The sequence below is a fragment of the Micromonospora sp. NPDC052213 genome (assembly GCF_040679695.1).
Lineage (GTDB): Bacteria > Actinomycetota > Actinomycetes > Mycobacteriales > Micromonosporaceae > Micromonospora.
Genome location: NZ_JBFAVI010000001.1, coordinates 21595 through 45391, shown reverse-complemented (window position 1 = coordinate 45391; position 23797 = coordinate 21595). Strand labels below are relative to the sequence as shown.

General features: G+C 72.0%; 22 protein-coding genes. 3 read left to right on the top strand and 19 right to left on the bottom strand.

All coding sequences use genetic code 11. The features are described 5' to 3' along the window. The first annotated feature begins 110 nt into the window (after positions 1–110). Genes AB0L34_RS00215 through AB0L34_RS00205 form a run of 3 tightly spaced genes read left to right on the top strand, consistent with a single transcriptional unit; the run spans position 111 to position 2169 of the window. A complete protein-coding gene (locus AB0L34_RS00215) occupies positions 111–1292 on the top strand; it encodes an MFS transporter (protein WP_363700589.1) in 1182 nt (393 codons plus the stop codon). Between the two features lie 44 nt (positions 1293–1336). Next, on the top strand, positions 1337–1696 hold the full coding sequence (locus AB0L34_RS00210) for a hypothetical protein (RefSeq protein WP_363700587.1): 360 nt from the start codon (positions 1337–1339) through the stop codon (positions 1694–1696). After that, positions 1693–2169, top strand: a complete 477-nt coding sequence (locus AB0L34_RS00205; protein ID WP_363700585.1) for a hypothetical protein — start codon at positions 1693–1695, stop codon at positions 2167–2169. Before AB0L34_RS00210 ends, AB0L34_RS00205 begins: the two co-directional genes overlap by 4 nt. Before the next feature lie 46 nt (positions 2170–2215). Here AB0L34_RS00205 and AB0L34_RS00200 read toward each other — a convergent pair whose 3' ends face one another. The 19 genes from AB0L34_RS00200 to AB0L34_RS00110 all read right to left on the bottom strand — a co-directional run bounded on the left by AB0L34_RS00200 (position 2216) and on the right by AB0L34_RS00110 (position 23755). Continuing rightward, positions 2216–3301: a polyprenyl synthetase family protein gene (locus AB0L34_RS00200; RefSeq protein ID WP_357452449.1), complete on the bottom strand. Its 1086-nt coding sequence runs from the start codon at positions 3299–3301 to the stop codon at positions 2216–2218. Between the two features lie 90 nt (positions 3302–3391). Next, entirely contained in the window at positions 3392–4945 is a 1554-nt protein-coding gene (gene nuoN / locus AB0L34_RS00195; RefSeq protein ID WP_363700583.1) for an NADH-quinone oxidoreductase subunit NuoN, read from the bottom strand. Continuing rightward, complete coding sequence (locus tag AB0L34_RS00190) at positions 4942–6477, bottom strand: NADH-quinone oxidoreductase subunit M (RefSeq protein WP_350701863.1); 1536 nt, start codon at positions 6475–6477, stop codon at positions 4942–4944. Before AB0L34_RS00190 ends, nuoN begins: the two co-directional genes overlap by 4 nt. A 64-nt stretch (positions 6478–6541) precedes the next feature. Beyond that, positions 6542–8500: an NADH-quinone oxidoreductase subunit L gene (nuoL, locus tag AB0L34_RS00185; RefSeq protein WP_363700581.1), complete on the bottom strand. Its 1959-nt coding sequence runs from the start codon at positions 8498–8500 to the stop codon at positions 6542–6544. Positions 8501–8511: 11 nt separating this feature from the next. Beyond that, the gene (nuoK, locus tag AB0L34_RS00180) at positions 8512–8811 is read right to left on the bottom strand and encodes an NADH-quinone oxidoreductase subunit NuoK (RefSeq protein ID WP_350701867.1); all 300 of its coding nucleotides are present in this window, start codon (positions 8809–8811) and stop codon (positions 8512–8514) included. After that, positions 8808–9578 carry an NADH-quinone oxidoreductase subunit J gene (locus AB0L34_RS00175; protein ID WP_363700579.1) on the bottom strand — a complete coding sequence of 257 codons (771 nt, stop codon included), beginning with the start codon at positions 9576–9578 and terminating at the stop codon, positions 8808–8810. Before AB0L34_RS00175 ends, nuoK begins: the two co-directional genes overlap by 4 nt. Beyond that, positions 9575–10216 carry an NADH-quinone oxidoreductase subunit NuoI gene (gene nuoI, locus AB0L34_RS00170; protein WP_121397080.1) on the bottom strand — a complete coding sequence of 214 codons (642 nt, stop codon included), beginning with the start codon at positions 10214–10216 and terminating at the stop codon, positions 9575–9577. Before nuoI ends, AB0L34_RS00175 begins: the two co-directional genes overlap by 4 nt. Before the next feature lies 1 nt (position 10217). Beyond that, the gene (gene nuoH / locus AB0L34_RS00165) at positions 10218–11573 is read right to left on the bottom strand and encodes an NADH-quinone oxidoreductase subunit NuoH (protein WP_350701871.1); all 1356 of its coding nucleotides are present in this window, start codon (positions 11571–11573) and stop codon (positions 10218–10220) included. Further along, positions 11570–14080: an NADH-quinone oxidoreductase subunit G gene (locus tag AB0L34_RS00160; RefSeq protein WP_357452437.1), complete on the bottom strand. Its 2511-nt coding sequence runs from the start codon at positions 14078–14080 to the stop codon at positions 11570–11572. The genes nuoH and AB0L34_RS00160 overlap by 4 nt, the downstream gene beginning before the upstream one ends. After that, on the bottom strand, positions 14080–15396 hold the full coding sequence (gene nuoF, locus AB0L34_RS00155; protein ID WP_357452434.1) for an NADH-quinone oxidoreductase subunit NuoF: 1317 nt from the start codon (positions 15394–15396) through the stop codon (positions 14080–14082). The genes AB0L34_RS00160 and nuoF overlap by 1 nt, the downstream gene beginning before the upstream one ends. Next, entirely contained in the window at positions 15393–16541 is a 1149-nt protein-coding gene (gene nuoE, locus AB0L34_RS00150) for an NADH-quinone oxidoreductase subunit NuoE (RefSeq protein ID WP_363700576.1), read from the bottom strand. Before nuoE ends, nuoF begins: the two co-directional genes overlap by 4 nt. After that, entirely contained in the window at positions 16538–17863 is a 1326-nt protein-coding gene (locus AB0L34_RS00145; RefSeq protein WP_357452428.1) for an NADH-quinone oxidoreductase subunit D, read from the bottom strand. Before AB0L34_RS00145 ends, nuoE begins: the two co-directional genes overlap by 4 nt. After that, positions 17860–18597 carry an NADH-quinone oxidoreductase subunit C gene (locus tag AB0L34_RS00140; RefSeq protein WP_363700574.1) on the bottom strand — a complete coding sequence of 246 codons (738 nt, stop codon included), beginning with the start codon at positions 18595–18597 and terminating at the stop codon, positions 17860–17862. Before AB0L34_RS00140 ends, AB0L34_RS00145 begins: the two co-directional genes overlap by 4 nt. Beyond that, the gene (locus tag AB0L34_RS00135; protein WP_357452422.1) at positions 18594–19268 is read right to left on the bottom strand and encodes an NADH-quinone oxidoreductase subunit B family protein; all 675 of its coding nucleotides are present in this window, start codon (positions 19266–19268) and stop codon (positions 18594–18596) included. Before AB0L34_RS00135 ends, AB0L34_RS00140 begins: the two co-directional genes overlap by 4 nt. 14 nt (positions 19269–19282) lie before the next feature. Then, positions 19283–19648 carry an NADH-quinone oxidoreductase subunit A gene (locus tag AB0L34_RS00130; protein ID WP_350701881.1) on the bottom strand — a complete coding sequence of 122 codons (366 nt, stop codon included), beginning with the start codon at positions 19646–19648 and terminating at the stop codon, positions 19283–19285. Positions 19649–19835: 187 nt separating this feature from the next. Then, positions 19836–21113, bottom strand: coding sequence for a geranylgeranyl reductase family protein (locus AB0L34_RS00125; protein WP_357452418.1), 1278 nt, complete (start codon positions 21111–21113; stop codon positions 19836–19838). 180 nt (positions 21114–21293) lie between these two features. Further along, a complete protein-coding gene (locus tag AB0L34_RS00120) occupies positions 21294–21524 on the bottom strand; it encodes a hypothetical protein (protein ID WP_350701884.1) in 231 nt (76 codons plus the stop codon). Between the two features lie 175 nt (positions 21525–21699). After that, entirely contained in the window at positions 21700–22410 is a 711-nt protein-coding gene (locus tag AB0L34_RS00115; RefSeq protein WP_350701886.1) for a demethylmenaquinone methyltransferase, read from the bottom strand. A 109-nt stretch (positions 22411–22519) separates the two neighbouring features. Beyond that, positions 22520–23755 (bottom strand): cell wall anchor protein, encoded by a 1236-nt coding sequence (locus AB0L34_RS00110; protein ID WP_363700571.1) that lies wholly within the window; start codon positions 23753–23755, stop codon positions 22520–22522. Positions 23756–23797 lie beyond the last annotated feature (42 nt).

Below are 23797 nucleotides of genomic sequence, written 5' to 3'. Positions count from 1 at the left end.
CCGGTGCGAAATGCCTGTTCGGGTGGAGGATGCCAGATCGTCGGGAACAGCGCGTACCCGCACCGGCACGGTGCGTCACCCGAGACGGCCTCGCGTAGGTTTGCCGCACCATGACCCGCCCCGCGCTCCACCCCGCCCCGGACGTCGCGCCGCCCCGCCCCGCCCGGGCCGCCGCCGGTGCCGTCGCCGTCACCATCGCCTCCGTCCTGCCGGTCTTCCTGGTCGGCGGGCTCGCCGTGCAGTTGGGCGACGACCTCGGCTTCTCCCCCGCCGGGCTGGGCCTGGCCGTCTCCGTCTACTTCGGGGTCGGCGCGCTGGCGTCGGTGCCCTCCGGGAGGCTCGTCGACCGGTACGGGCCGGCCGTGGTGGCCCGCTGCGCCATCCTGCTCTCCGCCGGGGCGATGCTCGCCGTCGCCGCCCTCGCCCGCTCGTACGCCATGCTGGTGGGGCTGCTGGCGCTCAGCGCCGCCGCCAACGCCCTCGGCCAGCTCGCCAGCAACGCCGCGCTGGCCCGGCACGTGCCGGCGCGGCGGCAGGGGCTGTCGTTCGGGGTGAAGCAGGCCGCCATCCCCGTCTCCACCCTGCTGGCCGGCGCGGCGGTGCCGACGGTCGCGCTGACCGCCGGCTGGCGGTGGGCGTTCGTGGTGGCCGCCGGGGCGGCCCTGGCGGCGCTGCCCGCCGTACCCGCGCGGGAGCCGCGCCCGGGCCGGACGGCCGCCCCCGCCCGCGCCGGCCGCGCCACGGCGGCCCTGCTGGTGGTCGGGGGCGCCGCGATGCTCGCCGCGGCGGCCGCGAACGCGCTGGGCACCTTCGTGGTGGACTCCGCCGTCGACCGGGGGCTCACCCCCGGACTGGCCGGGCTGACCCTGACCCTCGGCAGCGCGGTCTGCGTCACCGCGCGGGTCTGCGCGGGCTGGCTGGCGGACCGGCGCCCCACCGGGCACGTGGCCGTCATCGCCGGCATGCTCGTGGTCGGCGCGGCCGGGCTGGGCCTGCTCGCCGTCGCCGGTCCGGCGCCGCTGGTCCTCGGCGTGGTGCTCGGCTTCGGCCTGGGCTGGGCGTGGCCGGGGCTGATGACGTTCGCGGTGGTCCGGCTGCACCCGCAGGCCCCGGCCGCCGCCACCTCGATCACCCAGACCGGGGTGTACGCGGGCGGGTGCCTCGGCCCGCTGGGCCTCGGCACGGTTGCCGCCCACGCCGGCTACCCCGCGATGTGGCTCACCGCCGGGGCGGCCATGCTGGCGGCCGCCGCCCTGATGCTCACCGGCAGCCGGCTGCTCACCCGTCACTGAGCGGGCCGACGATCCTGTCGGTGCCGACGGCTAGTTTGTCGATCATGAATTCGTGGCACCACGCGCAGTCGGCGGCGCGCAAGTGGGGCGGCACCCCGGAGGACTACCTGCCGATCGAGGAGTTCATCGACTCCTCCAAACAGATCATCGGGGACGTCCGGCACCGCGCGATGTACCACCACACCGCCGGCATCTACCTCTGCCAGCGGATCTTCGGCGACACCCTGCGGGTCGGCCGCAAGCGCGTCCCGGTCCGCCTGATCGCCGAACGACACGTGCTGGAGGACCTGGGCTGGCTGCCCAGCCCCGCCGACTACCTCGACGGGATGCCGATCCGCCCCTGGATGTCCGGCGCCCAACGCAAGGACCTGCCCCTCTCCACCCTGCTCGGAGGCGACCAGTGAGTCACGTCAGTTTCCTCGGCATCCCGGTCGAGGGTGAGATCACCCAGGGCCACCGGGTCCCGCAGCGGCCCCTGGAGGAGCTGCGACCGCTCCTGCGCGCCCTGCTCGACGACGAGGCCGTCACGGAGTTCGGCTGGCGGCAGTTCACGCCCTACTTCAACGACGGGGAGCCGTGCGTCTTCGGCGTCCAGGACGTGTGGGTACGCACCACCGCCGACGGGCCGCAGGCCGACCCGGACGACCTCTGCGTGGGCGAGTACGCCGACCGGCACCCCAGCCTGGGCGGTTGGGCCTCCTCGAGGCGGGACACGTACCGCGGGCACGACGAGGCCCGCTACCTGCGGGCGTACGCCTTCGCCGAGGCCCTCGAACAGGGTGGTTTCGACGACGTGCTCCTGGAGACGTTCGGCGACCACGCCGACGTGACCGTCCGGCGAGCGGGAATCCAGGTCCGGTACTACGAGCACGACTGACCGGCCGCACCGGGCCGCCCCTGCTGCGGGGCGGCCGGGACGGGCGTCAGCTCGTGCGGTCGGCGATGTAGTCGCAGAGGGATTCCAGGGCGCGGCGGGCCGGGCCCTCCGGGAGCGGCGCGAGCTGCTCCCGGGCCTCCTCGGCGTAGCTGCGGACCGTCTCCCGGGCCCGCTTGAGCGCCGGGCTCTCGCGGAGCAGGCCGAGCGCCTCGGAATGCAGGTCGTCGTCGGTCAGCGGGCCGGTGGCCAGGATCTCCCGCAGCCGCACCGAGGCGGCGTCGGCGTCGTCCGAGGCGAGCGCGTAGAGCACCGGCAGGGTCGGCACGCCCTCACGCAGGTCGGTGCCGGGCGTCTTGCCCGACTCCACCGACTCCGAGGCGATGTCGAGCAGGTCGTCGGAGAGCTGGAAGGCCACCCCGATGGTCTCGCCGTAGCCGGCCAACGCCTCGATGTGCTCCGGGGCGGCGCCGCCGAACATGCCGCCGAAGCGGGCCGAGGTGGCGATCAGCGAGCCGGTCTTCCCCGCGATCACGTCCAGGTAGTGGGCCACCGGGTCGTCGCCGGGGCGGGGGCCGACGGTCTCGGCGATCTGGCCGTGCACCAGCCGGGCGAAGGTGCGCGCCTGGAGGCGTACGGCCTCGATGCCCAGGTCGGCCGCGATGTCGGCGGCGCGGGCGAAGAGGTAGTCGCCGACGAGGATGGCGACCGAGTTGGTCCACCGGGAGTTGGCGCTGGGCGCCCCCCGGCGCACGGCGGCCTCGTCCATCACGTCGTCGTGGTAGAGCGTCGCCAGGTGGGTGAGCTCCATCACCACCGCGGCCGGCACGACCTGGGCGCTGGTCGGGTCGCCGAACTGCGCGCCCAACGCCACCAGCAGCGGGCGGAACCGCTTGCCGCCGGCCTCCACGAGGTGCCGGGCGGCCTCGGTGACGAACGGGTCGGCACTGGCCACACTGGCCCGCAACTCGACCTCGACGCCCTCCAGCAGGCCCAGCACGGACGCCTCGACGCGGGGATCGGCGAGATAGAGGCCGAGCGCGCCGAACTGACTCGTGCTCACCCTGGTCCGACGGCCGCCGGACCCGATGGCACTTGAACGCTCGCCAGCCGGATTCACCACGCCTTCAACCATGCCACACCCCTCCGACCTGCCCGGGACGGGGGATACGGCGCGGGGGCCGGCACGCCGTGGCGTACCGGCCCCCGCAGGCCAGAGCGTCGGTCATCTGACAAATTCGGCGGCACCGGTGGCCAGGTCGAGCAGCGGCGCCGGGGCGACGCCGAGGACCAGGGTGGCGATCACGCCGATCATCAGCGCGGCCGAGGTCAGCCCGCCCGGCACGGCGACGGTCGGCGTCGACTCGCCCGGCTCGGAGAGCCACATCATCACCACGACCCGCAGGTACGGGAAGGCCAGCACCATGCTGGTCAGCACGCCGGCGATCACCAGCCACGCCTGCCCGCCGTCGAGCGCCGGCCCGAAGACCGCGAACTTGCTCGTGAAGCCGCTGGTCAGCGGAATGCCGGCGAAGGCGAGCAGGATGAAGGTGAAGACGCCGGCGTAGAACGGCGAACGCCGCCCCAGCCCGGCCCAGCGGGACAGGTGGGTGGCCTCCCCGTCGGCGTCGCGCACCAGGGTCACCACGGCGAACGCGGCGAGCACCGAGAAGCCGTACGCGACCAGGTAGAACATCGTCCCCGAGACCCCGTCGGCGCTCGGCGCCAGCACGCCCACCAGCAGGTAGCCGGCGTTGGCGATCGAGGAGTACGCCAGCAGCCGCTTGATGTCGGTCTGGGTGACCGCCAGCACCGCGCCGACAAGCATGGTCAGCACCGCCACCGCGCCGAGGACCGGGGTGAAGTTCCACCGCGCCCCGTCGAAGGCGACGTGGAACACCCGCAGCAGGGCGCCGAACGCGGCGACCTTGGTGCAGGCGGCCATGAAGCCGGTGATCGGGGTCGGCGCGCCCTGGTAGACGTCCGGCGTCCAGACGTGGAACGGGGCGGCCGCGGCCTTGAAGAGCAGACCGATGGCGAGCATCGCCATGCCGGCGAAGAGCAGCACCGGGCTGGCCGGGGAGTCCGCCACGGCCGCGTGGACCGTGGCGAAGTCGACGCCCGCCTGCCGGCCCGGGACGCCCGCGGTGAAGCCGTACACCAGGGCCACGCCGAACAGGAAGAAGGCCGAGGCGTACGCGCCGAGCATGAAGTACTTCAGCGCGGCCTCCTGGCTCAGCAGCCGCCGGCGGCGGGCCAGCGCGCAGAGCAGGTACAGCGGCAGCGAGAAGACCTCGAGCGCGATGAACATGGTCAGCAGGTCGTTCGCCGCCACGAAGATCAGCATGCCGCCGATCGCGAACGTGGTCAGCGGGTAGACCTCGGTGAGGCCGTTCTTGCCCTCGGCCTGCCGACGGTCGTCGGCCGACTCGGCGGTGACCGCGGCCTGGGCGACGAACGCCCCGCCCCGCTCCACCGAGCGCTCGCCGATGAGCAGCAGCGCCATCGCGGCGAGGACCAGGATCGCGCCCTGGAGGAAGAGCGTCGGCCCGTCGACCGCGATCGCCCCGCCGATGGTGATCGACCGCTCGTCCGCCGCCAGCACCACCATCGTCAGCGCGGCGAGCACCGCCAGCAGGGCCAACGAGAGCTGCACCACGTGCCGGAGCCGGCGGGGCACGAACGCCTCGACCAGCACGCCGAGCAGCGCGGCACCCAGCATGATCAGGGTCGGCGCGAGCGCCGCGTAGTCGATCGACGGCAGTTTCAGCTCATTCACTTTGCCGCCTCCTGGACGGTGCCGCCCGAGGTCGGGGCGGGGTCGGTCCTGCCGATGTCCTGCATGGTCGCCTGCACGGCCGGGTTGATCACGTCGGTCACCGGCTTCGGGTAGAAGCCGAGCAGCACGATCAGCACGATCAGCGGGGCGACCACGAACTTCTCGCGCAGGTTGAGGTCCCGCCGCATGCCGTCGACCTCGGTCAGCGCCGGATTGAGCGTGCCCTGCGTGGTGCGCTGCACCATCCACAGCACGTACGCGGCGGCCAGGATGATGCCGAGCGTCGCGATCACCGCGACCGGCTTGTTCACCGTGAACGTGCCGATCAGCACCAGGAACTCGGAGACGAACGGCGCGGTGCCCGGCAGCGCGAGCGAGGCCAGACCGGCGAAGAAGAGCACCCCGGCCAGGAGCGGCACCAGCTTGCCGGCGCCGCCGAAGTCGCTGATCAGCGCCGAGCCGCGCCGGGCGATGAGCATGCCCACCACCAGGAAGAGCAGGCCGGTGGCGAGGCCGTGGTTGAGCATGTAGAGCACCGCGCCGGTGCCCGCCTGGGTGGTGAAGGCGAAGATGCCCACCCCGATGAAGCCGAAGTGCGCGATCGACGTGTACGACACCAGTCGCTTGAGGTCGTTCTGGCCCACCGCCAGCAGCGCGGCGTAGATGATGCCGATCAGGCCCAGCGCCAGCGCCCACGGGGCGAACCACTTGGCCGCGTCCGGGAACAGCGGCAGGCAGTAGCGCAGGATGCCGAACGTGCCGACCTTGTCGAGCACGCCGACGAGCAGCGCCGCCGCGCCGGCCGGGGCCGCGCCACCGGCGTCCGGCAGCCAGGTGTGGAACGGGAAGAACGGCGCCTTGATCGCGAACGCGAGGAAGAAGCCGAGGAACAGCCAGCGCTCCGTGCCGGTGGAGATGTCCACCTGGGACAGCGCCTGCCAATCGAAGGTCTTCCCGCCGACCACCCAGAGGCCGATCACCGCGGCGAGCATGAACAGGCCGCCGACGAGCGAGTAGAGGAAGAACTTCACCGCCGCGTACTGCCGCTGGTGGCCGCCGTAGCTGCCGATGAGGAAGTACATCGGCACCAGCATGACCTCGAAGAACACGTAGAACAGGAAGACGTCGGCGGCGGCGAAGACGCCGATCATCGTGCACTCGAGGACGAGCAGCAGCGCGAAGTAGACCGGCACCGACCGCTTCGACGACTCGGCGTCGTGCCAGGACGCCAGGATCACCAGCGGCACCAGCACCGCGATCAGCATCAGCATGACCAGCGCGATGCCGTCGGCGGCGAAGGTGAAGCTGACGCCCCAGTTCGGGATCCACGGGTACGACTCGCGGAACTGGAAGCGGTCACCGCCGACCTGGAAGGTCACCCACATGACCACCGACAGCGCCAGCACCAGCAGCGACCAGCCGAGCGCCACCTGCTTGGCCAGTTCCGGCCGGCTGCGCGGCAGGAAGGCCACCACCAGGGCACCGACCAGCGGCGCCACGGTGAGCACCGAGAGGAACGGGAAGTCGGACATTATGCGGCCTTACCTCCGTCGTCACTGCGCGGTCCGCCGACGACGGCCGCCTGGAAGAGGTCGATCACGCCAGCCACCCCGCCTCGACGGCCAGGAACGCCGCCACCACCAGCAGCGCGCCGGCCAGGATCGAGGTGGCGTACGACCGGACGAAGCCCGTCTGGAGCCGCCGGAGCCGGCCCGAGCCGCCACCGATCCCCGCCGCGAGGCCGTTGACCAGCCCGTCGACGCCCCGGTTGTCCAGGTAGACCAGGGCCCGGGTGAGGAAGATGCCCGGCTTCTCGAAGACCGCCTCGTTGAACGCGTCGGTGTAGAGGTTGCGCCGGGCGGCGGTGACCAGCACCCCGGCCGGCTGCGGCGCGGTGGCCGTGCCGCCCCGGAACAGGAACCAGGCGAGCCCGGCACCGAGCACGGTGGCCAGGATCGACAGGATCGTGACCACGGCGTGCGAGAGCACCGGGTGGTGCTCGGCCTCCTGGCCGCCCAGCCCGGCGGTGGCGGTCAGCCAGTCCGGCACCGAGGTGGAGAGCAGGTAGCCGGCCCCGACGGAGCCGATCGCCAGCAGGACCAGCGGGACGGTCATCAGCTTCGGCGACTCGTGCGGGTGCTCGATGTCCTCCGTCCAGCGCTTCGGGCCGTGGAAGGTGAGCACGAAGAGCCGGGTCATGTAGAACGCGGTCAGCCCGGCGCCGAGCAGGGCCGCGCCGCCGAAGAGCCAGGCGGTCCAGTCCTCCCGCCCGAACGCGGCCACGATGATCGGCTCCTTGGAGAAGTAGCCGGACAGCGGCGGGATGCCGATGATGGCGAGCCAGCCCATCATGAACGTCAGCCAGGTGACCTTCATGTGCTTCGAGAGGCCACCGAAGCGGCGGATGTCGACCTGGTCGTTCATGCCGTGCATGACCGAGCCCGCGCCGAGGAACATGTTGGCCTTGAAGAAGCCGTGCGCCAGCAGGTGGATGATGGCCAGCGCGTACGCGCCCCCACCGAGGCCGACGCCGACGAACATGTAGCCGATCTGGCTCACCGTCGACCAGGCCAGCACCCGCTTGATGTCGTCCTTGGCCGCGCCGATGACGCAGCCGATCAGCAGGGTCAGCGCGCCGACGCTCACCACCACGAGCTGGAGGGTGGAGTTGGCCGAGAAGATCGGGTTGGAGCGGGCGATCAGGTAGACGCCCGCCGTGACCATGGTGGCGGCGTGGATGAGCGCCGACACCGGGGTCGGACCCTCCATCGCGTCCGGCAGCCACGCCTGGAGCGGGAACTGGCCGGACTTGCCGGTCGCGCCGAGCAGCAGCAGCAGGCCGAGCACCAGCACCGTGGTCGCGGTCAGCGAGCCGACGCCGTTGAAGACCTCGTCGTACTGGGTGGTGCCGAGGGTGGCGAACATGATGAAGATGCCGATCGCCAGGCCGGCGTCGCCGACCCGGTTCATCAGGAACGCCTTCTTGCCGGCCGTGGCGGCGCTCGGCCGCTCGTACCAGAAGGAGATCAGCAGGTACGACGCCAGACCGACGCCCTCCCAGCCGAAGTAGAGCATCACGTAGTTGTTGCCGAGCACCAGCAGGAGCATGGCGGCGACGAACAGGTTGAAGTACCCGAAGAACCGCCGGCGCCCCGCGTCGTGCGCCATGTACTCGACCGCGTAGAGGTGGATCAGGAAACCCACCCCGGTGATCAGCAGCACGAAGACGGCGGCCAGCGGGTCGAAGAGCAGGCCGAAGTCCACCCGCAGGTCGCCGACCGTGATGAAGTCCCACAGGCTCAGCTCGACCGACTTGTTCTCCAGGCCACGCAGCTGGAAGAAGTAGGCCAGGCCCAGCACGAACGCGGCGCCGATGGCGGCCACCCCGAGCCAGTGCCCCCAGCGGTCCGCCCGCCGGCCGAGCAGCAGCAGGATCGCCGCGCTGACCAGCGGGATCGCCACCAGCAGCCAGACGCTGCCCAGCAGCCCGTCCGCCGTCGCGTACGCGACGGTGCCCGCCGGCTCAGCCGGGGCGTTCGTCAGAATCGTTCCCACCGCAGGACCCCTCAGTACTTCAGCAGGTTGGCGTCGTCGACGCTCGCGGAGCGCCGGGTCCGGAAGATCGCCATGATGATCGCGAGCCCGACCACGACCTCGGCCGCCGCGACCACCATCACGAAGAACGCCATGATCTGGCCGTTGAGGTCACCGTTGATCCGGCTGAAGGTGACCAGCATCAGGTTGGCCGCGTTGAGCATCAGCTCGATGCACATGAACAGCACGATCGCGTTGCGCCGGATCAGCACACCGGCCGCGCCGATGGTGAACAGCACCGCGGCCAGCACCAGGTAGTAGTCGGGCGTCATTTCTCGGTCCCCTTCAGCGAGGTCTCCCGGTCGGTGAGCTCGCGCACCGGCAGGATGTCGGGGGTGCTCACCTCGGTCAGCCGGCCGTCGGGCAGGCGCGCCGGGGTGGCCACCGAGGACGAGGTCGCGTAGACGCCCGGGCCGGGCTTCGGGCCCGGGTAGTTGCCCGGGGCGAAGCGCGCCCGCATGGTCGTCGGCTGGTCCAGCTTGTCCTGCTTGCGCCGCTCGATGTGCGCCAGCACCATCGCGCCGACCGCGGCGGTGATGAGCAGCGCCGAGGTGAGCTCGAACGCGAAGACGTACTTGGTGAAGAGCAGCCGGGCGATGCCCTGCACGTTGCCCTCGGCGTTGGCCTGCTCCAGGCCGACGGCCGTGGTGCCCTCCAGCGCGCGCCAGAGCCCGCCGCCGACGAGGCCGGCGAAGCCGAGCCCGAGCACCACCGCCGCGACCCGCTGGCCGCGCAGCGTCTCGATCAGCGAGTCCGAGGCGTCCCGGCCCACCAGCATCAGCACGAACAGGAAGAGCATCATGATCGCGCCGGTGTAGACGATGATCTGCACCATGCCGATGAACGGCCCTGCCTGGAGCACGTAGAACACGCCCAGGCAGAGCATGGTCAGCACCAGCCAGAGCGCCGAGTGCACGGCGTTGCGCGCCGCGACCATCCCGATCGCGCCGATCAGCGCCAGCGGAGCCAGGATCCAGAACGTCACCTGCTCCCCGCTGGAGACCTCGCCCGCCGCGGCGAGCACCGTCTGCGTGGTCATGCTCCGTCCCCCTTGGCGGCCGCCGCCCGCTGGGCGTGCTGCTCGGCGCCGGGGAAGGTCACACCGGGGTGCTCCTCCACCTGGTACCGGCCCGGGTTGTTGGCCGAGTGCTCCGCGCCGGCCGAGGTGCCCGGGTTGGTCAGCGCCCCCACGTAGTAGTCCTTCTCGCTGTCGCCCAGCCGCATCGGGTGCGGCGGCTGCTCCATGCCCGGCAGCAGCGGCGCGAGCAACTGCTCCTTCGTGAAGATCAGATCCTGCCGGCTGTCCCGGGCCAGCTCGTACTCGTTGCTCATCGTCAGCGAGCGGGTCGGGCAGGCCTCGATGCAGAGCCCGCAGAAGATGCAGCGGGCGTAGTTGATCTGGTAGATGCTGGCGTACCGCTCACCCGGCGAGAAGCGCTGCTCGTCGGTGTTGTCGCCGCCCTCGACGTAGATCGCGTCGGCCGGGCAGGCCCAGGCGCACAGCTCGCAGCCGATGCACTTCTCCAGCCCGTCCGGGTGCCGGTTGAGGATGTGCCGCCCGTGGTAGCGCGGCGCCGACACCGGCGGCTTGAACGGGTAGTCGGTGGTGACGACCTTCTTGAACATGTGCGAGAAGGTGACACCGAAGCCCTTGAACGTTCCGGTGATCGCGCCCACGTCACACCTCCCTGGAGTCCGAGCCGGCGGCGATGTTGGCCGGCTCCCGCTCGGCGACCACGCGCCTGGTGCGCGGGCTCGGTGGTACCTGCAGGTCCATCGGGGGCAGCGGGAAGCTCCCGTGCGGCCGGTTGTCGACCTGTTCCTGGACGGTGGGCTTCGGCTGCGGCTTCCGGCTCGGCCACAGCAGCGTGGCGAGCAGCAGGATGCCGGCGGGGATGCCGACCGCGATCAGCTTGCTGCGCGAGTCCCAGTCCTCGATCGAGCGCAGGCCGGCCAGGACCAGGATCCAGGCCAGGTTGATCGGGAGCAGCACCTTCCAGCCGAAGCGCATGAACTGGTCGTAGCGCAGCCGGGGCAGCGTGCCCCGCAGCCAGACGAAGACGAAGACCAGCAGGACGACCTTGGCGAAGAACCAGAGCATCGGCCACCAGCCGGAGTTCGCGCCGGCCCAGATGGTGGTGATCGGCGCCGGGGCCCGCCAGCCGCCCAGGAAGAGCGTCGTCGTGACCGCGGACATGGTGACCATCGAGACGTACTCGCTGAGCATGAAGAGCGCGAACTTCAGCGAGCTGTATTCCGTCATGAAGCCCGCGACCAGCTCGGACTCCGCCTCGGGCAGGTCGAACGGCGCGCGGTTGGTCTCGCCGACCGTGGCGATGAAGAAGATGACGAAGCTGGGCAGCAGCAGGATCGCGTACCAGCCGGGGGCCGGGACCTCGACGCCCGCGATGCTCAGCCGGGTGCCGTCCGCCTGGGCGGCGACGATCCCGCTGGTGGACATCGTGCCGGCGGTCATGAAGACCGCCACGATGCTCAGGCCCATCGCGACCTCGTACGAGATCATCTGGGCGGTGGAGCGCAGGCCGCCGAGCAGCGGGTAGGTCGAGCCGGAGGCCCAGCCGCCGAGCACGATGCCGTAGATGCCCATCGACGAGCAGACCAGCAGCACCAGCACCGCCACCGGCACGTCGGTGACCTGCAGCGGCGTCCAGTGGCCGAAGATGCTCACCATCGGGCCGAACGGCACCACCGACAGCGCGGTGACCGCGCAGATCACCGAGATGGTCGGGGCGAAGAAGTAGACGACCTTGTCGGCCGCCTTCGGCAGGATGTCCTCCTTGAAGGCCATCTTCAGGCCGTCGGCGAGGGTCTGCAGCAGGCCGAACGGGCCGACCTGGTTGGGGCCGGGCCGCACGGCCATGCGACCCACGACCCGCCGCTCGAACCAGACGCCGAGCAGGGTGGCGAGCAGACCGAAGACGAAGGCGAAGACGATCTTGCCGAGGACCAGCCACCAGGGGTCCCGGCCGAAGTCGGCCAGCGTCGGATCCTGGGCCAGGTAGACCGCGTTCACTGGATTGCACCCCCTGCGTTGAGGAGCGGGCCCGGACGGCCGGCCGCGTCCGCGGCGACCTCTCCGGCCTCCGGCGCCGCCCCGGTCCGGGCGGGAGCGGAGATCCGGACGACCGCGCCGGACGTCGCGCCGAGGCTGCGCCGCACGGTCGAGCCGGGCGAGTTGGTCGGCAGCCAGACGACGCCGTCCGGCATCTCGGTGATCGCCGCCGGCAGGGTCAGCGCCCCCCGGTCGGTGCCCACCGTCACCGGGTCGCCGTCGGCGACGCCGAGCGCCTCCGCGGTGCCCTTGCCCAGCCGGACCACCGGCGGGCGGGCGGTGCCCGCGAGGTGCTCGTCGCCGTCGGTGAGGCTGCCCAGGTCGACCAGCTGGTGCCAGGTCGCCAGCACCGCCTCGCCGGCGCCCGGCTGCGGCACCGCGGCCGGCTCCACCGCCGGGGCGGCGGGCCGGTCGGTGCGGGTGCGCGGCAGCGCGCCCAGCTCGCGGCGGACGCTGAGCACGTCGCCGGTGCCGAGCTGCACGTCGAGCTGCGCGGCGAGCGCGTCCAGCACCCGGCCGTCGGTCATCGCGGCGGTCCGCAGCACCGCCTCGAAGGTGCGCAGCCGGCCCTCCCAGTCCAGGAAGCTGCCGGCCTTCTCGGCCACCGGGGCCACCGGGAAGACCACGTCGGCCCGGCGGGCCACCGCGCTCATCCGCTGCTCCAGGCTGACCAGGAACGGCACCGCGTCGAGGGCCGCCTCGGCCAGCCGCGGGTCGGCCAGGTCGGCCGGGTCGACCCCGGCCACCACCAGCGCGCCGAGCTGGCCGCCGGCGGCGGCGGCGAGGATGCCGTCGGTGTCCCGGCCGGCCTGGCTCGGGATCACCCCGGCCGCGATGTCCCACGCCTCGCCCAGCTCTGCCCGGGCGGCGGGCTCGGTGACCAGGCGGCCGCCGGGGAGCATGTTGGGCAGGCAGCCCGCGTCGACCGCGCCGCGGTCACCCGCGCGCCGCGGCACCCAGGCCAGCTTCGCGCCGGTACGCCGGGCGACGTCCGCCGCCGCGGAGAGGCCACCCGGCACGCTCGCCAGCCGCTCGCCGACGATCAGGATCGCGCCCTCGGCGCTCAGCGCCTCGGCGACCGTGGCGTGCTCGGCGAGCACGGTCGCCTCCTCGCCCGGCACCACCCGGGCCAGCTTGGCGCCGAGCTTCTCCAGGCCGCGGGTGGCGAACGGCGCGATCGCGTACACCGTCAGCTTCTTCTTGAGGTACGCCTTGCGCAGCCGCAGGAAGAGGATCGGGCACTCCTCCTCCGGCTCCAGCCCGACCAGCACCACGGCCGGCGCCTTCTCGACGTCGGCGTACGTGACGTCCGTGACCCCGGCGACCGAGCTGGCCAGGAAGTCGGTCTCCTCGCGGGAGACCGGCCGGGCCCGGAAGTCGATGTCGTTGGTGTTCAGGGCGACCCGGGCGAACTTCGCGTACGCGTAGGCGTCCTCGACGGTCAGCCGGCCGCCGGTCAGCACCGCCGTGCCCTGGCCGTCCCGCGCCGCGCGCAGCCCCTCGGCGGCGACGGCCAGCGCCTCGCTCCACGACGCCTCGCGCAGCTCGCCGGTGCGCTCGTCGCGGACCAGCGGGGTGGTGAGCCGGTCGAAGGCGCGGGTGTACTGGAAGCCCCACCGCCCCTTGTCGCAGTTCCACTCCTCGTTGACCTGCGGGTCGTCGCCGGCCAGCCGGCGCAGCACCTTGCCCCGCCGCCAGTCGGTGCGCTGGGCGCACCCGGCCGAGCAGTGCTCGCACACGCTCGGCGTGGAGACCAGGTCGAACGGGCGGGCACGGAACCGGTACTGCGTGCCGGTCAGCGCACCGACCGGGCAGATCTGCACCGTGTTCCCGGAGAAGTACGAGTTGAACGGCACGTCACCCGCGTCGCCCTCCTCGCCGTACTCCTCGTCCCGGTAGATGTTGATCTCCTCGGCGGACGACCGGCCCATCAGGTCGATGAACTTGTCGCCGGCGATCTCCTCGGAGAACCGGGTGCAGCGCTGGCAGAGCACGCAGCGCTCGCGGTCGAGCAGCACCTGGGTGCTGATCGGCAGCGGCTTCGGGTACTCCCGCTTGTGCTCGTGGAACCGCGAGTCGGCGCGGCCGGTCGACATCGCCTGGTTCTGCAGCGGGCACTCGCCGCCCTTGTCGCACATGGGGCAGTCGAGCGGGTGGTTGAGCAGCAGCAGCTCCATGACCCCCTCCTGCGCCTTCTTGGCGACCGGGGAGGTGAGCTGCGTGCGTACCACCATGCCGTCGGCGACGGTCTGGGTGCAGGAGGCGACCGGCTTGCGCTGCCCCTCCACCTCGACCAGGCACTGCCGGCACGCGCCGGCCGGGGCCAGCAGCGGGTGGTCGCAGAACCGGGGGATCTCGGTGCCCAGCTGCTCGGCGACCCGGATCAGCAGCGCCCCCTTCGGGGCGGTGACCTCGACGCCGTCGATGGTGAGGGTGACGGTCTCGGTCTGCTTGACGACGTCAGTCATTAGTGCGCTCCCACCAGCTGCTTGTCCGACAGCTTCGGCGCGGTACGTCCCTCGATGTAGTCGAGGTAGTCCTGCTTGAAGTACTTCAGCGACGAGGTCACCGAGCTGGTCGCACCGTCACCCAGGCCGCAGAACGAGCGGCCGAGGATGTTGTCGCAGGTGTCGAGCAGGGTGTCCAGGTCCTCGTGGGTGCCCTGGCCGGCGAGGATCCGCCGGTAGACCCGGACCATCCAGTAGTTGCCCTCCCGGCACGGGGTGCACTTGCCGCACGACTCGTGGTGGTAGAACTCCAGCCACCGGTAGGTCGCGTAGACCGGGCAGTCCTGGTCGGAGAAGATCTGGGTGGCCGTGGTGCCGAGGATCGAGCCGGCCGCCGCCACCCCCTCGAAGTCCAGTGGCACGTCCAGGTGCTCGGCGGTGAGCAGCGGCGTCGACGAGCCGCCCGGCGTCCAGAACCTCAGGTTGTGGCCCGGCTGCATGCCGCCGGCCAGCTCGATCAGCTCCCGCAGGGTGACGCCCATGGTGCACTCGAACTGGCCGGGGTTGGCGACCCGGCCGGAGAGCGAGTAGATCATCGGGCCGGAGGACTTCTCCGTGCCCATGGTCTTCCACCAGTCCGCGCCGCCCAGCACGATGTACGGCACGCTCGCGATGGTGCCGACGTTGTTGACGACGGTCGGGCTCGCGTACAGGCCGTGGGTCGCCGGGAACGGCGGGCGCAGCCGGGGCTGGCCCCGGAAGCCCTCCAGCGAGTCCAGCAGCGCGGTCTCCTCGCCGCAGATGTACGCCCCGGCGCCCGAGTGCACCACCAGGTCCAGGTCGAAGCCGCTGCCCTGGATGTTCCGGCCGAGGTAGCCCCGGGCGTACGCCTCCTGCACGGCGTTGCGCAGCCGGCGCGCGGCGTGCACCGCCTCGCCCCGGATGTAGATGTAGGCGCGGCTGGCCCGGATCGCGTACGACGCGATGATCACGCCCTCGACGAGCGAGTGCGGGTCGTGCGTCATCAGCGGCAGGTCCTTGCAGGTGCCCGGCTCGCCCTCGTCGGCGTTGACCACGAGGTAGTGCGGCTTGCCGTCGCCCTGCGGGATGAACCCCCACTTGAGACCGGTCGGGAAGCCGGCGCCGCCGCGACCGCGCAGCCCGGAGTCCTTGACCAGCTGGATGAGGTCGTCCGGGTGGGCCTTGAGCGCCTTGCGCAGGGCCGCGTAGCCGTCGAGCTTCTCGTAGGTGCCGATCCGCCACGCGTCCGGCGACAGCCAGCGCTTGGTGAGCACCGGCGTCAGCTTGGCCAGGGTCTCCGGCCGGGGAGTGGTCACTTCTGGACCCCCGTCTCGCTCGCGCGGGCGGAGCCCGCGCCACCGGCGCCGGCCCCCGCCTCGGCTTCCTTGAGGTTGCGCTCCTGCGCCCCGGCCTCGTCGCCGGCGGGCTTGCCGTCGCCGGCCGGCGCGTTGGCCGCTGCTCCGGCGGCCTCCGCCGCCTGGGCGTCGCGGGGCGCCGGCGGCACGCTGTCGGCGGGGACCTTCGTGCCGGGGGCGTCCGGCACGGCCGTCCGCGCGTCCGGCTGGCGGGTCTCGGCGGCCCGCACCTCGGGCGACTTGTCGTCCGGCGCCTTCACGTCCCGGGTGGTGCTGCCGGCTGCCTCGGCCGCCGGGGCCGGCTCGCCGGCGCCCGCCTTGCCGGCGGGCCCAGCGCCGTTGCCACTCGCGGCCGGGGCGGGAGCCGGCTTCGCGGCGGCCTCGCTCCTGGCCTTCGCCTCGGCGGCGGCCTTGTCGGCCTCGGCCTTGCTGCGGATCGGGGTGTTCGGGTCGAAGCCCGGCACCGAGATGCCGTGCTGCTGCGCCAGCCGCAGCCCGCGCAGGGTGGGCTCCCCCGGCCCACCGTCGGCCACCGCGCCCTCGCGCTCGTCGGCGAAGCCGGCGAGCTGCACCGCCATCTCCTTGAGCGTGCAGAGCCGGGCGCCCCGGGTCGGCATCGGCCGGCCCCCGGCGCGCAGCTCGTCGACCACGCCGAGCGCGGTCTGCGGGTCCACCCCGTCGAAGAAGTCGTAGTTGACGGTCATCACCGGCCCGTAGTCGCAGGCCGCCAGGCACTCGGCGTGCTCCAGGGTGATCTTCCCGTCGGTGGTGGTCTCGTCGTGCCCCACGCCGAGGTGCTCGGCGAGGGTGTCGTAGACCTCCTGGCCGCCGAGCACGTTGCACATCGTGTTGGTGCACACGCTCACCAGGTAGTCGCCGGTCGGCCGGCGCTTGTACATGGTGTAGAAGGTGGCCACCGCGCCGACCTGGGCCTTGTTCAGGCCCAGCACCTCGGCGCAGAACTCCACGCCGGCCGGCGAGACGTAACCCTCCTCGGCCTGCACCAGGTGCAGCAGCGGCAGCAGCGCCGAGCGGGACCGGTCGGCCGGGTACCGGGCGATGATCTCCCGGGCCCGTTCGCGGGTCTCTTCGGTGAAAGCACTCATCGGTCACAACCACCCATCACGGGGTCCAGCGAGGCGCCGCCGGCGATCACGTCGGCGATCAGGCCGCCCTCGGCCATCGCCGGGAGGGCCTGGAGGTTGACGAAGCTCGGTTCGCGGTAGTGCACCCGGTACGGCCGGGTGCCACCGTCGGAGACGGCGTGCACGCCCAACTCGCCGCGCGGCGACTCGATGCCGACGTAGACCTGGCCCGGCGGCACCCGGAAGCCCTCGGTGACGAGCTTGAAGTGGTGGATCAGCGACTCCATCGACTGACCCATGATCTTCGCGACGTGCTCCAGCGAGTTGCCCATGCCGTCGACGCCGATGGCGAGCTGCGCCGGCCAGGCGATCTTCTTGTCGGCCACCATCACCGGGCCCGGCCGGAGCCGGTCCAGCGCCTGCTCGACGAGCTTGAGCGACTCCCGGATCTCGGCGAGCCGGACCAGGTAGCGGCCCCACACGTCGCCGTCGGTGTGCGTCGGCACGTCGAACTCGTACGTCTCGTAGCCGCAGTACGGCATCGTCTTGCGCAGGTCCCAGGCGAGGCCGGCGGAGCGCAGCACCGGGCCGGTCACGCCGAGCGCGAGGCAGCCGGTCACGTCGAGCACCGCCACGTTCTTCGTCCGCTCGAGCCAGATCGGCTGCCCGGAGAGCAGGTCCTCGTACTCCTTGAGCCGCTTCGGCAGCAGCTTCAGGAACTCGCGGATCTTCACGACCGCCTCGTCCGGCACGTCCTGGGCCACGCCGCCCGGCCGGACGTACGCGTGGTTCATCCGCAGCCCGGTGATGATCTCGAAGATCTCCAGGATGTACTCACGCTCGCGGAAGCCGTAGAGCATCATGTTGATCGCGCCCAGCTCCATGGCGGTGGTGGCCAGCCAGACCAGGTGCGAGGAGATCCGGTTCAGCTCCATCATCAGCACGCGGATGGTGGTCGCCCGCTCGGTGACCTGCTCCTCGATCCCGAGCAGCTTCTCCACCGCCAGCGCGTACGCCGTCTCGTTGAACAGCGGGGAGAGGTAGTCCATCCGGGTCACGAAGGTGCTGCCCTGGACCCAGTTGCGGTATTCGAGGTTCTTCTCGATGCCGGTGTGCAGGTAGCCGACGACCGAGCGGGCCTCGCGGACCGTCTCGCCCTCCAGCTCCAGGATCAGCCGGAGCACGCCGTGCGTCGACGGGTGCTGCGGCCCCATGTTGACGACGATCCGCTCGTCGTTGATGGGGTCGGTGCCCGACACGACGCTGTCCCAGTCGCCACCGGTGACGGTGAAGACCTTGCCCTCGGTGGTGTCACGCTCGGTGGCGTAGTTCGACGTGGTCACTGGTACGACCTCCGCTGGTCCGGCGGTGGAATTTCAGCGCCCTTGTACTCGACGGGCACGCCGCCGAGCGGGTAGTCCTTGCGCTGCGGGAAGCCCTCCCAGTCGTCCGGCATGAGGATCCGGGTCAGGCTGGGGTGGCCGTCGAAGACGACGCCGAACATGTCGTACGTCTCGCGCTCCTGCCAGTCCGCCGTCGGGTAGACCGAGGTGACGCTCGGCAGGTGCGGGTCCTCGGCGGGGACCGCGGCCTCCAGCCGCACGCGGCGGCGGTAGGTCATCGAGGTGAGCTGGTAGACGACGTGCAGCCGGCGGGAGTCGGCGCCCAGGTAGTCCACACCGGACACCGAGGAGCACAGCTCGAAGCGGAGCGCCAGGTCGTCCCGCATCACCTGGCAGACCTCGACGATCCGCTCGGGGCGTACGTGCAGGGTCAGCTCGCCCCGGTCGACCACGACCTTCTCGATGGCGTCGCCGAAGGCCGGGTACGCCTCCTCCAGCGCGTCGCGGACCTCGTCGAAGTAGCTCCCGTACGGCCGGGGGGCGTCCTCGACGGTCCGGCGCTGCCGGACCAGGCCGCCGAAGCCGGAGACGTCGCCGGAGCCCTGGTTGCCGAACATGCCCCGGCCCGCCGGGCTGGCCGGCGGGTGCTCCGCCGGGGCCCCGCTGGTGGCGCCGGCCGGCGTCACCGGCACCGGCACGCCGCCGTCGTTCGCCTTGTGGTTAGGTGCGGTCACTTGACGCCCCCGTGCTGCAGGTGGTTCTGGGCCTTCATCCAGTTCTCGATCCGCAGCTGCTCCTCGCGGCCCTCGCGGACCGCCTTGGTCCACTCGGCCCGCCGGGCCTTGTCGCTGCGGTACGACGACGGCATCGAGCCGTACGGGACGACCGGGACGTCACCGCGCGCCTTGCGCGCCTCGAGCATCTTGCGGCCGTTCGGGCCGAGCGGCTCGTGCATGATCTTCTCGCGCAGCTTGAGGACCGCGTCGATGAGCATCTCGGGCCGGGGCGGGCAGCCGGGGAGGTACATGTCCACCGGGACGACGTGGTCGACGCCCTGCACGATGGCGTAGTTGTTGAACATGCCGCCGCTGCTGGCGCAGACGCCCATCGAGATGACCCAGCGGGGCTCCGCCATCTGGTCGTAGATCTGGCGCAGCACCGGGGCCATCTTCTGGCTCACCCGGCCGGCCACGATCATCAGGTCGGCCTGACGGGGCGAGGCCCGGAAGACCTCCATGCCCCAGCGACCCATGTCGTAGTGCGGGCCACCGGCGGCCATCATCTCGATCGCGCAGCAGGCCAGGCCGAAGGTGGCGCCCCAGACCGACGACTTCCGCGACCAGTTGACCAGCTTCTCCACCGAGGTGAGCAGGACACCGGCGGGGAGCTTCTCCTCGATACCCATCTGAGGTTCCTCCCTCAGTCCCAGTCCAGGCCGCCACGCCGCCACACGTAGGCGTACGCGACGAAGACCGCGACGATGAACAGGACCATCTCCACGAAGCCGAAGATCGGCAGGGCGTCGAACGAGACCGCCCAGGGGAAGAGGAAGATGATCTCGATGTCGAAGACGATGAAGAGCATCGCCGTCAGATAGAACTTGATCGGGAACCGGCCGCCGCCGACCGGCTGCGGGCTGGGCTCGATGCCGCACTCGTACGCCTCGAGCTTGGCCTTGTTGTAACGCCGGGGACCGGCGAAGCGGGCGGCGCCCACGGAGAACAGCGCGAACCCCGCGGCGAGGGCGAACAGCCCGATGATCGGTGCGTAAGGCGAGAGCGACATCGTTTTCTCCTGCTCGTCCTTCCCTGCCCCTGGTCCTTGACGAAAATCACACTATTCACGTCCCCCGCGACGGCTGTCGCCGGGGGGTCGATCTCTGTCCGCGCCGCGGTCGTCGCCGGCCGCGGCCCGGCCGTCACACGAGCCCGCCTTCGTCTGCGACTGCGGGCTCGCGAGCTCACTCCTCGCGCTACACGGCTGGTGCCACCTTCGTCATCGCGTTGATGACCCGGTCCATCGCGTCCCCGCCACGGGGGTCGGTCAGGTTGGCCAGCAGCTTGAGCACGAAGCGCATCAACATCGGGTGCGGCATGCCGTGCTTCGTGGCCATCCGCATGATCTCGGGACGGCCGATGAGCTTCACGAAGACACCGCCGAGCCGGTAGTAGCCGCCGAAGCGGGCCTTCAGCTCCGCCGGGTAGGCCGTCAGGGCGCGCTCGCGCTCGGCGCCGGCCGGGCGCGCGAGGGCCTGCACGGCGATCTCCGCGGCCATCTCACCGGACTCCATCGCGTACGCGATGCCCTCGCCGTTGAACGGGTTGACCATGCCGCCGGAGTCGCCGACCAGCATCACGCCGCGGGTGTAGTGCGGCACCCGGTTGAAGCCCATGGGCAGCGCGGCGCCGAGGATCGGCCCCTCCGCGTTGGCCTCGTCGGTCATGCCCCAGTCCGCCGGGGTGTTGGCCAGCCAGTCGGTGAGCAGCCGGCGGTAGTTCGTCTTGCCGAACGCGGAGGAGGAGTTGAGCACGCCGAGGCCGACGTTGACCCGGCCGTCGCCGAGCCCGAAGATCCAGCCGTACCCGGGCAGCAGGTTGTCGCCGCTGTCCTTGCTGCGCAGTTCCAGCCAGGACTCCAGGTAGTTGTCGTCGTGCTTGGCGGGCGAGCGGTAGTAGCGCCGGACGGCGACCCCGATCGGCCGGTCCTCCCGCTTGGCCAGCCCGAGGGCGAGCGGGAAGCGGCCGGAGACCCCGTCGGCCGCGACCACCAGCGGGGCGTGGAAGGTGGCGGGCTCCTTGTCCGGGCCGACCTCCGCCTCGACGCCGACGACCCGGCCGTCCGGGTCGAGCACCGGGCCGGTGACGTTCACGCTGGTGCGCAGCTTGGCGCCGGCGGCGACGGCCCGCTGGGCGAGCAGGTCGTCGAAGTCCAGCCGGGTGCGCACCAGGCCGTAGTTGGGGAAGCTCGCCAGGTCGGGCCAGTCCAGCTCCAGCCGGACGCCGCCGCCGATGACCCGCAGGCCCTTGTTCTGGAGCCAGCCCGCCTCCGGCGAGGTGTCCACGCCCATCCGGATCAGCTGTCGCACGGCACGCGGGGTCAACCCGTCGCCGCAGACCTTCTCCCGGGGGAACTCCGTCTTCTCCAGCAGCAGCACCCGTACGCCGTGCCGAGCCAGGTGGTACGCGGTAGCCGACCCACCGGGACCGGCGCCCACGACGATCACGTCGGCGTCATGCTCCACCGCGGTCATCTCGCGCCTCCTCCCGCATGCTCGTGAAATCCTTCACAAGCCAGACGGAGGGAGTCTATGACCGGCGTCATAACCACGCCTGATCAGGGGTACCTAACTTGCCGGAAACCCACCCGTCGGGGTCGGGACCGGGCGTCGGTCGGGGTCGGGACCGGATGCCGACGGGGTCGGCGCCGGGCGTCAGTGCCGGGCCGGAGCGGCCGCGCCCAGGCCGGCGTCGAGCCGGATCGTCTCGGGCAGGTGCTCGCGCAGCGCGCCGCCGGCGGCGCGGTCCAGCGCGGCCAGCACCTCGGCCACCACCTGCCGGACGTCGGCGGGATCCGCGCCGGCCAGCTCCCTGAGCTGCGCGATCAGTTCTGCGGCGTCGTCGTCGGTGGCCTCCACACCGGCCGGCTGCTCTGGTCCCGTCATGGGGGCGAGCTTAACGGCGCAAAGTGGACTAAAAACGGATATTCACGAAACAGCCGCTTTCTCGGCGGGTGCGGCGCGCCGATCGGCCTCCCGTCGGCACCGGCCGCCGCCCGGAAGCGGGCCGTCGGCGCGGCGCCACCTCATGGCGCGGGGGCCGGCCGGCGCCGTGCCCCGCCTAGTCGCGGACCGCCCGGTGCAGTGCCGCCAGGCCGCCGGTCAGGTTCCGCCAGGCCACCGAGCCCCAGCCCGCCGCCTGGATCCGCTGCGCCAGCGCGGCCTGGTCCGGCCACGCCCGGATCGACTCGATCAGGTAGACGTACGCGTCGGGGTTGCTGGAGACCACCCGCGCCGCCGCCGGCAGCCACCGCATGAGGTACGACAGGTAGGCGGTGCGGAAGACGGCGTTGGTGGGGTGGCTCAACTCACAGATCACCAGCCGGCCACCGGGCCGGGTGACCCGGGCGAACTCCCGCAGCGCGGCCTCGGTGTCGACGACGTTGCGCAGCGCGAACGAGATGGTCACCGCGTCGAAGACGCCGTCGGCGAAGGGCAGCCGCAGCGCGTCGCCGGCCAGCAGCGGCACCGCCGGACGGGTGCGCTTGCCGGCGTGCAGCATGCCCAGCGACAGGTCGGCGCCGACCGCGTACGCCCCGGAACGGGCCAGTTCCTCGGTGGAGACACCGGTGCCCGCGCCCACGTCGAGCACCCGCTCGCCCGGGCGCAACCCGAGCGCCTCCCGGGTGGCCCGGCGCCACGCCCGGTCCCGGCCGGCCGTCATCACCGTGTTGGTCAGGTCGTAACGAGCCGCCACGCCGTCGAACATCGCGGCGACCTCGTGCGGCTGCTTGTCCAGGCCGGCGCGCTGGCCCGGCGGGGTACGGCTCACCCCTCCACTCTGCCAGCCCGGCTCCGGCCGACGCCCGGCGGGTCGGCCGAGCGGCGGGTACGCGACAGGGGCGGGGAGGACGCCCCACCCCGCCCCTGCGCGGCGTACGTCAGTCGGTGGACTTCTCGTCGCCGGGGTTGACCAGGACGACGTCGCGCCGCCGGGAGATCAGCAGCAGCGCGCCACCGGCCAGCAGCACGGCAGCGCCGATGCCGCCGATCAGGCCGGCCTGCACGCCGGTCACCGGCAGCCCGCCGCCGTCACCGTCACCGTCGCCGCCGCCCGTGCCGCCGCCCGGGGTCGTGGTCGGGGTCGGGGTCGGCTCGCCGCTCGGGGTCGGGGTCGGCGTCGGCTGCGCCGACAGGTCCACGAACGCCTCGAAGGTCGCGTGGTTGTCCATCGGCTCGGCCTCGGTGAAGCTCTTCCGCTGCGCCGGGCTGGCGACCTGCGCCTCCGCCTCCGGCTCGCCCTCGGCGGCGTCCAGTCCGTACGCGAAGAGGTCGCCCTCCCGGAGCACCGGCTCGGTGACGTCGTCGCCGACCTTCACCGTCACGTCGGCGGTGTAGTACTGCCCCCGGCGGATGATCGCGCCGGCGTCCTCGCACAGCGCCCGCGCCCTGCCGAGGAACTCGTCCTCGACGCAGCTCTCCGGCAGCGTCACAAAGCTCACACCGGACGGGAGCATGAGGCCGTAGAAGAGACCGGTCGCGGGCCGGCTGCCGTCGTTGTAGACCGCCCAGTCCAGCGGAACCGTCTCGCCCCGGCGTACGGGCTTCAGGTCGGGCTCGTCGGCCACCGCCCCGTTGACCACGACGTTGGCCTGGACGTCCTGCACCCAGGCGGTGAGGTCGTAGCCCGGCTTCGTCACGGTCACCGGCACTTCGATGTCCTTGTTGTTCTCCAGGTCCGGGTCGCCGGTGGCCGAGCTGACCGTCACCTTCAGCACGCCGCCGTCGCCCCTGCCGCCGGTGCTGAACAACGGGATGCCGAAGTCCTCGCTGGTGCCGCCCCGCAGGTCGCCGAGGAGGCAGGTGAAGGTCTTGCCGGTCACCTCGCAGCCGTCCGGCACGACGTAGCCGACCCGCTTGGCCTTGAGGCCGCTGGGGTCGACTTCCACCGTGACGGCCTTGGCGTCGACGCCGTCGGTGAGGTTCTGGACGGTGAACTTGAACGGCTTGGCCTTCGCGGCCTTGACGCCCTTGGCCAACTGGTAGCTGGTCGGCGTCAGGGCGAGGTCAGCCTGGTCGGCGGCGTACGCCGGAACGGCGACGGTGGTCAGGCCGCCCGCCGCGAGGAGCGCCACGGCGCCGGCGCGGGCCAGGGCCGAGCGGTGGAACAGGGTCATCGGTCCCCCGGGGGTTAGGGAAGAAACGGATGGTTGCGGAAC

Excerpts from the sequence above, each read along its gene's own strand:
- AB0L34_RS00125 (WP_357452418.1), bottom strand. The coding sequence starts at position 21,113 with ATGACCGCGGTGGAGCATGACGCCGACGTGATCGTCGTGGGCGCCGGT.
- AB0L34_RS00135 (WP_357452422.1), bottom strand. The coding sequence starts at position 19,268 with ATGGGTATCGAGGAGAAGCTCCCCGCCGGTGTCCTGCTCACCTCGGTG.
- AB0L34_RS00110 (WP_363700571.1), bottom strand. The coding sequence starts at position 23,755 with ATGACCCTGTTCCACCGCTCGGCCCTGGCCCGCGCCGGCGCCGTGGCG.
- AB0L34_RS00120 (WP_350701884.1), bottom strand. The coding sequence starts at position 21,524 with ATGACGGGACCAGAGCAGCCGGCCGGTGTGGAGGCCACCGACGACGAC.
- AB0L34_RS00215 (WP_363700589.1), top strand. The coding sequence starts at position 111 with ATGACCCGCCCCGCGCTCCACCCCGCCCCGGACGTCGCGCCGCCCCGC.
- AB0L34_RS00160 (WP_357452437.1), bottom strand. The coding sequence starts at position 14,080 with ATGACTGACGTCGTCAAGCAGACCGAGACCGTCACCCTCACCATCGAC.
- AB0L34_RS00190 (WP_350701863.1), bottom strand. The coding sequence starts at position 6,477 with ATGTCCGACTTCCCGTTCCTCTCGGTGCTCACCGTGGCGCCGCTGGTC.
- AB0L34_RS00175 (WP_363700579.1), bottom strand. The coding sequence starts at position 9,578 with ATGACCACGCAGACGGTGCTCGCCGCGGCGGGCGAGGTCTCCAGCGGG.
- AB0L34_RS00200 (WP_357452449.1), bottom strand. The coding sequence starts at position 3,301 with ATGGTTGAAGGCGTGGTGAATCCGGCTGGCGAGCGTTCAAGTGCCATC.
- nuoE (WP_363700576.1), bottom strand. The coding sequence starts at position 16,541 with ATGAGTGCTTTCACCGAAGAGACCCGCGAACGGGCCCGGGAGATCATC.
- nuoK (WP_350701867.1), bottom strand. The coding sequence starts at position 8,811 with ATGACGCCCGACTACTACCTGGTGCTGGCCGCGGTGCTGTTCACCATC.
- AB0L34_RS00130 (WP_350701881.1), bottom strand. The coding sequence starts at position 19,648 with ATGTCGCTCTCGCCTTACGCACCGATCATCGGGCTGTTCGCCCTCGCC.
- AB0L34_RS00210 (WP_363700587.1), top strand. The coding sequence starts at position 1,337 with ATGAATTCGTGGCACCACGCGCAGTCGGCGGCGCGCAAGTGGGGCGGC.